This window comes from Halolamina pelagica (assembly GCF_001307315.1).
GTDB classification, from domain to species: Archaea; Halobacteriota; Halobacteria; order Halobacteriales; family Haloferacaceae; genus Halolamina; species Halolamina pelagica_B.
Genome location: NZ_LGUC01000001.1, coordinates 491,374 through 503,439 on the forward strand (window position 1 = coordinate 491,374; position 12,066 = coordinate 503,439).

Annotated in this window: 9 protein-coding genes and 2 pseudogenes; 9 read left to right on the forward strand and 2 right to left on the reverse strand. The window is 68.5% G+C overall.

The genetic code is table 11. The features are described from left to right. Positions 1-28: 28 nt before the first annotated feature. The 7 genes from SY89_RS02615 to SY89_RS02645 all read left to right on the forward strand — a co-directional run bounded on the left by SY89_RS02615 (position 29) and on the right by SY89_RS02645 (position 6,359). Positions 29-1,270 (forward strand): erythromycin esterase family protein, encoded by a 1,242-nt coding sequence (locus SY89_RS02615; protein WP_054583034.1) that lies wholly within the window; start codon positions 29-31, stop codon positions 1,268-1,270. Between the two features lie 101 nt (positions 1,271-1,371). Continuing rightward, positions 1,372-2,202, forward strand: coding sequence for a deoxyribonuclease IV (locus SY89_RS02620; RefSeq protein ID WP_054583035.1), 831 nt, complete (start codon positions 1,372-1,374; stop codon positions 2,200-2,202). 153 nt (positions 2,203-2,355) lie between these two features. Further along, a complete protein-coding gene (locus tag SY89_RS02625; protein WP_054583036.1) occupies positions 2,356-3,339 on the forward strand; it encodes a hypothetical protein in 984 nt (327 codons plus the stop codon). Continuing rightward, entirely contained in the window at positions 3,309-4,241 is a 933-nt protein-coding gene (locus tag SY89_RS02630; RefSeq protein ID WP_144427112.1) for a hypothetical protein, read from the forward strand. The genes SY89_RS02625 and SY89_RS02630 overlap by 31 nt, the downstream gene beginning before the upstream one ends. A 44-nt stretch (positions 4,242-4,285) precedes the next feature. Beyond that, the gene (locus SY89_RS02635) at positions 4,286-5,155 is read left to right on the forward strand and encodes an NEW3 domain-containing protein (protein ID WP_054583038.1); all 870 of its coding nucleotides are present in this window, start codon (positions 4,286-4,288) and stop codon (positions 5,153-5,155) included. Positions 5,156-5,234: 79 nt separating this feature from the next. Next, entirely contained in the window at positions 5,235-6,023 is a 789-nt protein-coding gene (locus SY89_RS02640; protein WP_054583039.1) for a class I SAM-dependent methyltransferase, read from the forward strand. A 45-nt stretch (positions 6,024-6,068) separates the two neighbouring features. Next, positions 6,069-6,359, forward strand: coding sequence for a hypothetical protein (locus tag SY89_RS02645; RefSeq protein ID WP_054583040.1), 291 nt, complete (start codon positions 6,069-6,071; stop codon positions 6,357-6,359). A gap of 21 nt (positions 6,360-6,380) precedes the next feature. Here SY89_RS02645 and ncsA read toward each other — a convergent pair whose 3' ends face one another. Next, positions 6,381-7,346: a tRNA 2-thiolation protein NcsA gene (ncsA, locus tag SY89_RS02650; RefSeq protein ID WP_054583041.1), complete on the reverse strand. Its 966-nt coding sequence runs from the start codon at positions 7,344-7,346 to the stop codon at positions 6,381-6,383. Between the two features lie 250 nt (positions 7,347-7,596). Here ncsA and SY89_RS02655 point away from each other — a divergent pair. After that, positions 7,597-10,244: pseudogene (locus SY89_RS02655) on the forward strand (heavy metal translocating P-type ATPase). Positions 10,245-10,452: 208 nt separating this feature from the next. Further along, positions 10,453-10,977 carry a hypothetical protein gene (locus SY89_RS02660; protein ID WP_054583042.1) on the forward strand — a complete coding sequence of 175 codons (525 nt, stop codon included), beginning with the start codon at positions 10,453-10,455 and terminating at the stop codon, positions 10,975-10,977. 36 nt (positions 10,978-11,013) lie between these two features. Here the strand turns inward: SY89_RS02660 and SY89_RS02665 are convergent. Beyond that, positions 11,014-11,987: pseudogene (locus SY89_RS02665) on the reverse strand (transcription initiation factor IIB). Between the last annotated feature and the right edge of the window lie 79 nt (positions 11,988-12,066).

A 12,066-nucleotide genomic window follows, 5' to 3' on the forward strand; every position in this document is an offset into this window, starting at 1 on the left:
TTGCCGCCGGCGTTCACCGTGTCGACTGATGCCAACGCCGAGTCCTCCGGTCGACGACCTTCGTGACGCCGCCGTCCCGCTGGACGGCACCGACCCCGAAACTCCGATCGACACCGCTGCAGCCGACAGCCTTCGGGACCTGTTCGCCGACGCCTCCCTCGTCGGACTCGGTGAAACGTCACACGGCGCGCGGGCACAGTTCCGCCTGAAGCATCGGTTGATCCGCTTCCTGGTCGCGGACGTGGGGAGCCGGGCGTTCGCGCTGGAGGTCGACCCCAACTGGGCCCGGGCGGTTGACGACTACGTCGCCGGCGGGGAGACGGACATCGAGGCGCTGCTCCAGCACGCTCGGATCAGTTGGCCCTGGAAGACGGGGGAACTGATCGACCTGTTCGACTGGATGCGGGCGTTCAACGACGGCCGGCGGGCCGAGGACCGACTCCGGGTGTACGGCTTCGACACCAGTACGTTCGACCGCGTGGCCGACGCGCTCTCGACGTTCCTCGACAGCGTCGACGCCGACGTGCCCGCGGTTCGCGATCGGCTCGACACCCTCGGCGGCGAGGACGAGGATGCCGCCCTCACGGCGGCGGAGTGGCTGGTCGACACGCTTCCACCGCTGTTCGAGGAGCACGGGGACGAGTGGGCCACGCGGTGCTCCGACCGGGCGCTCGCGTTCGCGCGACGGCAGCCGACGTTGCTCGCACAGACTGTTGATCTCACCACGGCCGACGGGGCAGACCAGTTCACGATCCGTGACGAAGCGATGGCCGCGAACGCGTCGTGGCTCGTCGACGACGCCGGTACGGAGCGGGCGGTGCTCTGGGCCCACAACGTCCACATTGCCCGAGATGAGCTGTCCGGTGGGGTGCTGGGCTTCTCCGGGCGAACGATGGGTGACCAGCTCGCGGCGAAGTGGGGCGACGACTACGTCCCGATCGGTATCGGACTCGGCAGCGGCGAGTATCTCGCGATGGACGCCGAGACGATGGGGCCGACGATGCCGACGGTTCCGGAGCCGCCCGCAGGCTCGATCCCGGACGCGTTCTCGCGAATCGACGTGGCGACGCCGTTCGTCTCGACGGCAGCGCTTCACGAGCGGTCACCGGTCGCCGACTGGCTCGCCGCCGAGCCGCGGCGCCACCGCATCAGCGGGATGGTCGAGGACGGCGAGTCGCTGACGTACGCCGCGTCGGATCTCTCCGAGTTCGACGGCTTCGCGTTCGTGGAGACGACGGAGCCAACCCACCACCTCGGACTCGACGGCTGAGCGCGGGCCGCCGCGGACTTTCCGTCGACCCCCGATTGCCGCTCGGAGGCCGTATCACCCGCCTTCGAACACTTTTTGCCGGTCGCTTGCGGACTCAGCGTATGCTCAAAATCGGGGCGCACGTCTCTATCGCGGGCGGGGTCGACAACGCGGTGGAGCGACAGCTCGAGATCGACGGCAACTGCGGGCAGGTGTTCACCCACTCGCCGCAGGTCTGGGACCACGGCGAGATTACCGACGAGGAAGCCACCCAGTTCCGTGAGGGGACCGACGAGGCGCTCGCGGGGCCGTGGGTGATCCACTCCTCCTACCTCGTGAACCTCTGTACGCCCAAGGAGGACCTCCGGGCGAAGAGCCGCGACTCGATGCAGCAGGAGGTCGACGCGGCCGCCACGCTCGATATCGACTACGTGAACGTCCACCTCGGCGCCCACACCGGCGCCGGCGTTGAGGGCGGCATCGAGAACGCGGCCGGCGTGATCGACTCGCTGGACGTGCCCGACGACGTGACGGTGCTCGTCGAGAGCGACGCCGGCAGCGGCACCAAGCTCGGCGGCCAGTTCGAACACCTCGCCAGCGTCATCGACCAGACCGACGAGGAGATCGGCGTCTGTCTCGACACCGCCCACATGTTCGCGGCGGGCTACGACCTCTCGACCCCCGAGGCCGTCGACGAGACCGTCGCGGAGTTCGACGACGTGGTCGGCACCGAGTACCTCCACTGCATCCACCTCAACGACTCGAAGCACGCCTGCGGGACGAACAAGGACGAACACGCCCACATCGGCGACGGCCACATCGGCGACGACGGGATGGCCCGGATCATCAACCATCCCGAGTGGCGCGACCAGCCGTTCGTGCTGGAGACGCCGACCGAGGACGGCCGGAGCTTCGCGTGGAACGTCGAACACGTTCGGGAGCTTCGGGAGTAGGCTGTTACTCACTCAGTAACACATATAGGTGTCAACCGACACCTTTCGGTAACGATGAAGAGGCTCGCATGACCGGTGAGGCCGTGTCGTTCTCGCTCTCGGGAGGCGAGTTGACTGTCCGGGACGAGGCCGGGGGGGAAGCTCACCGTCGCAGTGGAGGGAGCCGATTCGCTTACCCCCGCCACCGACGCGTGGTTCGACGTGCCCGTCGACGACGCGGTGAGTCTCGAGACCTCGTCGCTTCGCTTCCACAATCTCCTCTCGGTGTTTCTCCGGGACGACGACGGCACCGAACACGGGAAGGTCACTGCGGAGCCGTTCGAGATCGACAGCCACGGCACGTTCATCGACGTGAACGCCGCCCTGAAGCTCCTGATCTACGTGGAACGGGGGACGATGCGGGGCAGCGTGGTCGAGAACGACGACGGACCGGCGGACACGGTCGTCTCGTTCGAGACGGCAACTCGGGTCGTGGTCGGCGCCCGTTCGACCCACGAGGTGCCTGTCTCGTCGATGACGGTGACCGAGGATTCGGCCGACCTGATGGATGCGGTTTCGCTTCTGGGTGCCTCGGTCAAGGAGTGGTCCGCAGAGCGGTCGTGGCCGACGCTGCGGGGCCACCCGCCGGCGATCGAACTCGGCACGGAACGGGACATCCCTGACAGGCTCTCGGTGCCCGATACCGGCGTAACAATCGGGATCCCGCCTGAAACGGCGTCGATCTACCGCGTCGCGCCGCTTTCGTACTACCTCGGCGCCGACCTCGTTGCGCACGATCGTGCGGAGCTCCGGCTCGGCTCGAAACACGTCGAGCCGCTGGGCGCCGGTCGCGACCTCGAGGCGTCGGTGGACGAACTGCTCGCCCGCTGTCTGTTGCTCGACAGCCTCGTCCGGATCGGCGGCTACTACTCGATACCGCGTCTGGAGTACGACGAACTTGCGCCGGAGCTCCCGTTCTACCCCCCGAACTGTACGGCGAGCCGATCGACAAGCAGCTGCTGGAGTACCTCGAGGTCTCCTTCGACAAGCTTCGGCCGTACTTACCGGAGTGGCCAGTCGAAGCGACGCTCCGCCCCGATGCGTCAGATGTCGAGGTGCTGCCGTACGTGCAGCACGCAATCGGTCGCGTTCGTGTGACCGACGACGGGAAGCCACCGACTCGATCCGGTGGGGCTGCGACCCTTTCGACGGCCCCAGAACCACGGCCGGGTGTCGCGTCAGTCACGCCGAGGGCGTGGGAGAAAGCGGTCGGGTGGGACCGACCGTCGACCGAGGAGGCCTCGCTCCTGTTCGTCGACGACGGCCCGGACACGACTGATAGATTCACGCAGGGGGCCTGGGAACAGTTCCGTGACAGCCCGCCGGGAGTGGCGACCTACGACGGCTCGGTCTCGATGGCTGCCCTCCGGCAGCATCTCGCCGAGGGGCAGCTTTACGTCCATTACGGTGGTCGCGTCACCTCTGACGGGTTCGTTTGTGCTGACGGCGTGCTCCCGTTCCGGGATCTCCCTGACGGTGCCATCGGCGTCCTCTCGGTCGACTGGCGAGACAGGAGCATCCCCGACTCGATCCGTGGGGCGGCCGCAGTGGTCGCACTCGCCACAGATCCGCTCGAACCGGCAGAGTCACGCCGGTTCGGGAAGTTGATCTCCCTCGGCTTTTCGCCAACAGTCGCCGCCGATATCGCGGACATCGCCGACCGTGTTCGGTTCGTCGGCGACGCCTCTCGCCCGTTCGTCAACCGCCAGTCCGGATCGCCGCCGACGCTGCTCCGGATCGAACAGGTCGGCGACGACCAGTATCGGGTGACTGCGACGTTCGGGTTCAACGACCCCGACGGGCTGGGACAGATCAACCAGTTAGTCTTCGATGATACGGCCGATACGTTTCAGCTGGCCGGAACGAGCTACCGGCTTGACGGGCCGCTGTCCAGTACGGAGATCGACGAGGAGTTGATCTTCGACTCGATCCCGTTGTTCGTCGAGAACAGCTTGGAGGCAGCAACCACCGACCCGATCGACGATCTCCTCACGAAGTAGCCCGCTTCCGAGGGAGACTTACCACTCCGAGCCCAACGCCCGCTATGCGACCCCTCCTCCTCGTGGCCCTGCTCTCGCTGGTCGTCGCGCCCGCGGCCGTCGCCGCGCCCGCCGGTGCGAGCGCGGCGCCGGCGGTCCAGACCGACACGAACCTCTCGGGCACCGTCAGCTACCTCAACGGGAGCGCCATCGCCGACGCGACGGTGATCGTCGGCAGCGAGGCCCGGCTCGGCAACGCGTCCGAGAGCGAACTCCGGGCGCTCGCGGCCGACCCGCCCGACGACGTGGCGACGGCGACGACCAACGCCTCCGGCGGCTACGAGATGACCGTCGCGGACGACGTCGACGCCGAACTCGTCGTCGCCGTCGCCGAGGACGGCGTGAGCCGCCTGCGGAGCTACGTGGCCGGTGAGATGGATCTCACCGTCCGCACGACTGCGACGCTGACACTCGAGTCGCCCTCACTCACGGCCGAGCCGGGCGAGCGGGTGCACGTGCCGTTCTCGCTGACCAACACCGGCGACCAGCCGGTCGAGGGGCTGTCGCTGTCGGTGACGCTGCCCGACGGCTGGAACCACGTCTCGGCCACCTCCGAAACCGGGACGTACCACCAGAGCAACCGGACGTTCACCTGGGGGCCGATCGAGCCGGGCGAGACCGTCGAGGCGTCGTTCCGCATCTTCGTCGGCCTCGACGCCGTCAACGACTCGGCGGAGACGTACGAGCTCGCGACGTTCGCCGACAGCCGGACCCACCCCTCGACGTATCGGACGCGTCGGTCACCGTCCGGTACCCGACCGAGAGCACGAACGCCGATGTGCCCGGGTTCGGCGTGCCGGCGGCGCTCGGTGCCGTCGCCGTCCTCGCGGGTGCGGCCGCGCTCGCCCGACGGGACTGATCGCTCGGGCGACTGAGGACCGCCGCTCTGTCGGCTGTCCGTCGCCGGGCAGTCCGACCGACTCACTTTTGCGCGTTCCGGTATCACCGACGCCCGTGCGGGAGTTCACGCCGGAGTACCTCGAACACACGCGCCGCGGGATGTGGGAGTCGACTGCGGCGCTCGACCCGCTCGAACTCGACAGCAGAGCGCGCGTCCTGGACGTTGGCTGTGGGACGGGCGAACTCTCCCGCGTGCTCGCCGCCGAGAGCCCCGGCGACGTGATCGGCGTCGATGCGGATACGGCCCTGCTCGGGGTCGCCCGGGAGGCGACCGGACTACCCACCGTCGCCGGCGACGCGACCCGGCTGCCGTTTCGGGCCGACGCCGCCGACCTCGTCGTCTGTCAGGCGCTGCTGATCAACCTCCCCGACCCGACCGCGGCGGTGCGGGAGTTCGCGCGGGTGTCGTCGGATCTCGTGGCGGCGATCGAACCCGACAACGCCGCCGTCGAGGTGTCCTCGACCGTCGACGCCGAGGAACGACTCGAACGGGAGGTGCGCGAGGCGTACCTCGCGGGGGTCGAGACCGACGTGGCGATGGGCGAGCGCGTCGGCGACCTGTTCGAGGCGGCCGGCCTCGACGTGATCGCCCGGCGGACCTACCACCACGAGAAGCTGGTCGAACCGCCGTACTCGGAGCCGGCGATGGAGAGCGCCGCGAAGAAGGCCAGCGGCGCGGGCATCGCTGAGCACGAGCGGGAACTCCGGGCGGCGGGCGCGGACTACGACGACCTCCGGGCCGCCTGGCGCGAGATGGGGCGGGACGTGGTTCGGGCGATGGGCGAGGAGCGCTATCGCCGGCGCGAGGTGGTGCCGTTCGAGGTTACCGTGGGGCGGGTCTGAGCCGCGTCCCCCGGATATTTACCGCTCCCGCGGGAGTCCCACCCCATGCCCTCCCTCATCGACGAGATCGCCTTCAGCGAACCGTCCGGACGCGGCCACTCGATCGTCATGTTCGCGAGTGCGCTCGTCTTCCTCGGGCTCTACGGCTACGTCCACGCCGATACGTCGGCGGAGTGGCTCCTCGTTATGGCCGGCGGGAACGTGCTGTCGGGGGTCGCGGAGTCGCTCCCGGCGGACCGACGGCGCGCGGCCGGCGCCTTCCGGATCGCGGTGGTCTCGCTGCTCCTCTGTCTGGTGATCGCGATGGTGGTCGCCCCCGATCTCGTCGTCGGGTAGCCGGCGGTCGACGCTCGATCCCTACACGGCTTCCATCGACGCCAACAGCCGACACTTCCGACAGACGTCCCCCGACGTGGTCGACCCGCACCGCTCACACTCGCCGAGGTTCCCCTCCTCGTCGCCGCCGTACGCGTCAGCCGCCAACTCGGCCAGCTCCTCGTAGCCGGACATGATCGAGTGGCGCGCCCCAGGGTGGTTCTCCTCCAGCTTCAGCAGCAGTTCCTGAATCTCGCCGCGGTACGCCTCGCTGGCGTGGGGGCACTCGGTGATGTGGGCCGGCAGGTCCTCCAGGTGGGCGTACAGCGCGACCTCCTTCTCCGGAATATCGCGCAGCGGCTTCGCCCGCGGGACGAACGAGTCGCTCTCCGTCCGGTCGTCGAAGCCGCCGATCGAGGCGTCGAAGTGTTTGGCGACCTGCTTCACGTCGCCCTCGAGGAAGTTCATCAGCGCCGTCTGGGCCTCGTCGTCGAGGTTGTGGCCGGTCAGCAGCTTGTCGGCGCCCAGTTTCTCGGCGTACTCCTCCAGCAGGTCCCGCCGGAACACGCCGCAGTACGCACAGGGCGCCATGTTCTCGGGGTCGTCCTCGACCACGTCGTCCATGCGGACGCCGAACTCCTCCTCGTAGCCGACGACCTCGTGTTCGATCCCCAGGTCCTCGGTGAGCTCCTCGCTCGCGGCCAGCGACTCGTCGCGGTACCCCTCGATCCCCTCGTGGATCGACAGCGCGACGAGCTCGATACGGGGGTCCTCGCCGAACGTCTCCGCCAGGATCTCGGTGAGTACGACCGAGTCCTTCCCGCCGGAGAGCCCGATCACCCACGTCTCCGGCTCCTCGGGCGTCGCCTCGCGGGAGACGAGGCTGTCCTCGCGCACCCGGCGGCGCACCCGCTTCTCGACCGACCGCGTGAAGTGCTCCGCACAGAGGTGGGCGCCGGAGTAGGCGGCGTGCATCACCGCCTCGGACCCACACCGGTCACAGTCCATTTAGCGGCGCTAACCGACCTGTGGGGATACCGGTTTCGCTCGCGCAGTCGTTGTCAGGCCGCGTCTGCCCGCCGGGCTCCGTCGGGCCACGTCGACGACGCGCCGGCGCCGCCGTGCCGGCCGGCCGACGTGGGACGGTTCGACCGTTCAGGGGCCAGATTCGGTTTGGATCCCAAAGTAAGTATCCTCTCAAACATTCGATGCGAAGGCGCAAACGCACTAAGGGAGGAGCCCCTACAGGTAGATACTCATGGAAACGCGGACAGCACAACTGAACATCACGGGGATGTCCTGCGCCAACTGTTCGGCGACAGTGGGGGACGCCCTGGAACTGATCGACGGCGTCGAGGAGGCGAGTGTCAACTACGCCACCGACGAGGGCTCCGTCGAGTACGACCCCGAGGAGGTGTCGCTCGGCGAGCTCTACGACGCCATCGAGGGCGCCGGCTACGGCGTCGTCTCGGAGACGGTGTCGATCGCCATCTCCGACATGTCGTGTGCGAACTGCGCGGAGGCCAACGAGGAGGCGCTCGAGGACCTCCCGGGCGTCGTCGACGCCGAGGTGAACTACGCGACCGACGAGGGACAGGTCACCTACAACCCGAGGACACGTCGCTCTCGGCGATGTACGATGCGATCGAGGCCGCAGGGTACACGCCCGTTCGCGAGGACGGCGACGACGACGAAGGCGAGTCCGCCCGCGACGCCGCCCGCAACGAGGAGATCAGTAAACAGCTCCGGCTGACGCTGTTCGGCGCCGCGCTGTCGGTGCCGCTTTTGTTCTTCCTGCTCGAGCACTTCTTCTTCGACAGCCTGCTCGGCGACTCGTTGCTGGGCGTGCCGCTGGGCTGGGTGATGTTTGGGCTCGCGACGCCCGTCCAGGTCGTGCTCGGCCGGCCGTTCTACAGGAACTCCTACAACGCGCTCGTCACGAACGGGCGCGCCAACATGGACGTGCTGATCGCGCTCGGGTCGACGACCGCGTACGCCTACTCCGTCGCGGTGCTCGTGGAACTGATCGCGGGCAGCCTCTACTTCGACACGGCGGCGCTGATCCTCGTGTTCATCACGCTCGGGAACTACCTCGAGGCCCGCTCGAAGGGCCAGGCCGGCGAGGCGCTCCGGACGCTGCTGGAGATGGAGGCCGACACCGCGACCGTCGTCGACGAGGACGGGACCGAGCAGGAGATCCCGCTCGAGGACGTCGCGGTCGGCGACCGGATGAAGGTCCGGCCGGGCGAGCAGATCCCCACCGACGGCGTGGTCGTCGACGGCCAGTCCGCCGTCGACGAGTCGATGGTCACCGGGGAATCCGTCCCCGTCGAGAAGACCGAGGGCGACGAGGTCGTCGGCTCGACGATCAACGAGAACGGCGTGCTGGTCGTCGAGGCGACGAAAGTCGGCGCGGACACGGCGCTCCAGCAGATCGTCCAGACGGTGAAGGAGGCCCAGTCCCGCCAGCCCGACATCCAGAACCTCGCCGACCGCATCTCCGCGTACTTCGTGCCGGCGGTGATCGTCAACGCGGTGTTCTGGGGGATCGTCTGGTACCTGTTCCCCCAGGCGCTGGCCGGGGTCGTCGGCGCGCTCCCGCTGTGGGGGCTGGTCGCCGGCGGCCCGGCGGTCGCGGGCGGGGCCGTCTCGGTGTTCGAGTTCGCGATCGTCGTGTTCGCGTCCGCGGTGCTGATCGCCTGTCCCTGTGCGCTCGGGCTCGCGACGCCCGCCGCGACGATGGTCGGGACGACGATCGGCGCCCAGAACGGCGTGCTGTTCAAGGGCGGCGACATCCTCGAGCGCGCGAAGGACGTGGACACGGTCGTGTTCGACAAGACCGGGACGCTCACCGAGGGCGAGATGGAGCTCACCGACGTGGTCGTGTTCGACGGAAAAGCGGGGGCCCGCAGCGGTGGCGGTGACGCCGACGCCGCACCCGACGGCGGCCAGCTGGCCGAACGCGAGCGGCTCGACGAGGACGACGTGCTGCGGTTCGCGGCGACGGCCGAGAGCGGGAGCGAACACCCGCTGGCCCAGGCGATCGTCGAGGGCGCCGAAGAACGCGGGATCGAGGTCGGCTCGCCCGAGAGCTTCGAGAACGTCCCCGGTCACGGGATCCGGGCGACCGTCGACGTCTCCGGCGACGCCGGAGGCACGTCGGATTCGTCCGACGGCGGCGGCGAGGTGCTGGTCGGCAACCGGAAGCTGCTCCGCGAGAACGGCGTCGACCCCGACCCCGCCGCGGAGACGATGGAGCGACTCGAGAGCGAGGGGAAGACGGCGATGCTGGTCGCCTACGAGGGCGAACTGGTCGGCGTCGTCGCCGACGCCGACACGGTGAAAGAGAGCGCGAAGTCGGCCGTGAGCCAGCTTCGCGGCCGTGGCATCGACGTGATGATGCTCACCGGCGACAACGAGCGGACGGCCCGCGCGGTCGCCGAGCAGGTCGGCATCGACCCCGACAACGTCCGCGCGGAGGTGCTGCCCGCGGACAAGTCCGACGCCGTCGAAGCGATCCAGGACGAGGGCCGCCAGGCGATGATGGTCGGCGACGGCGTCAACGACGCGCCGGCGCTGGCGGTCGCCTACGTCGGGACCGCGATCGGGTCGGGCACCGACGTGGCCATCGAGGCCGCCGACGTGACGCTGATGCGGGACGATCCTGTCGACGTGGTGAAGGCGATCCGGATCTCCGACGCGACGCTGCAGAAGATCAAGCAGAACCTCGTCTGGGCGCTGGGGTACAACACGGCGATGATCCCGCTGGCGTCGCTGGGGCTGCTCCAGCCGGTGCTCGCCGCTGGCGCGATGGCGTTCTCGTCGGTGTCGGTGCTGACGAACAGCCTGCTGTTCCGCCGGTACGAGCCGGACGAGGATTACGAGATCCTCGGCGGCCTTCGCTAGCCGGCGAGTTCGCTTTTTCCCCGTCGCTCCTGCCAGAACGGCACGTAGCAATCCGGTTCGAGCTTCCACCGATCCGTCCCGCGGACGGGCACAGCAGCGCGTTATTGCGGTCAGCGCGGTTGGGAACGACCTGAATAGCCACTCGAAGCGTACCGTGTCCGTTCAGGCCGGCAGTGTGCTTTTAGGGCCCCACGATCGATTCCGCTGTATGCCCGCAAGACGTAGCTTCCTTCTCGCTGCCGGCCTCACGGCGATCGGTGGGCTCGGTTGGCTCGGAGTCGAACACGTCTCCGTCACCGGCGAAGTCAAACGGAAGTATATCGACGTTTCGTGGGAGTCGCAGGGTCGACAGCGGTACGGACGGGTTTTGTGGTCAGCACTCGCACCGGACGAAGCGATCAACGTCTCGTACGCGTCCTCCTACGCTGCGGACGCCGTCCAGTCGCCGAGAGCGATCACCGTCGATGAAGAGCTCGACAGCCGTCTACACGCAGAGTTCAGCAGCGTCACCTACCGGCTCGGCGTCGCCGGAACGGCATTGGGTGGCTCCGGATACAGCCTGAAAGGGGTGGACCGGGAGGGGTTCAACGGCGCGCAGTTGGGGGATACGGCGACCGTCGCAAACCTCGGCGATCGGCTCGCCGTGTACGACGTGGAGACACGCCCCGACTGGTCGAACTCGTCGTCGGTCAGCACGTTCGACTTCGCGGAAAAGTACCCGAGTTTTCAGTGACCGTCACCGCCGCCGCCCGTCGAGTTCGACGGTCGTTCAGGCGGCGCTCGCGGCCGCCCCGGACTCCGCGGACTCCGCGGCCTGGAGCAGTTCCTGGTAGCGGTTGCGGATGGTGACCTCGCTCATGTCGGTCGCCTGGCTGACCTCGCTCTGGGTGAGCGCGTTGTTGGTCAGCACGCCCGCCGCGTAGATCGCGGCCGCGGCGAGGCCGACGGGCGACTTGCCCGAGTGGACGTTCTGGCGCTTGGCGGTCTCGAGCAGCTCGCGGGCGCGACGCTCCGTCTCGTCGTCGAGATCGAGGTCGCTGGCGAAGCGCGGGAGGTACTCGAGGGGGTCGGCGGGCTGGACCTCGAGCTTGAGCTCCCGCACGATGTAGCGGTAGGCGCGCTTGAACGTCGCCTGGTCGACGCGGGAGACGGCGCTCATCTCGTCGAGGCTGCGGGGACGTTCCCCATCCGGGCCGCGGCGTGGAGGCTCGCGGTGGCGATCCCCTCGATCGAGCGGCCGGGGAGCAGGTCCTTGTCGAGCGCCTGTCGGTAGATCACGGAGGCGGTCTCGCGGACGTTCTCCGGGAGGCCGAGCGCGGAGGCCATGCGGTCGATCTCGCCCAGCGCCTGCTTGAGGTTGCGCTCCTTGTGGTCGCGGGTCCGGAACCGCTCGTTCCAGGTCCGCAGGCGCTGCATCTTCTCGCGCTGGCTGGCCGACAGCTGGTTGCCGTAGGCGTCCTTGTTCTGCCAGCCGATGTTGGTCGAGAGGCCGTCGTCGTGCATCATCTTCGTCGTCGGCGCGCCGACGCGGGACTTCTCGTCCTTCTCGCCGGCGTCGAACGCGCGCCACTCGGGGCCGCGGTCGATGCCGCCTTCGTCGACGACGAGGCCACAGTCCGCACAGACCGTCTCGGCCTGCGACTCGTTCGTCTCGAGGTTGCCACCGCACTCGGGGCAGTGGTGCTCCTGTTCGGTCTCTGCCCGCTCGGTCTCGGTTTCGCGGTGGGTGGTGTTCGTGCTCATTGATTGGAACCGAAGGATCCCGACGCGGGGGCGCCGGGCTGTCTTCACCCAAGGGTAGGACAGTAAAGCATATAAACCT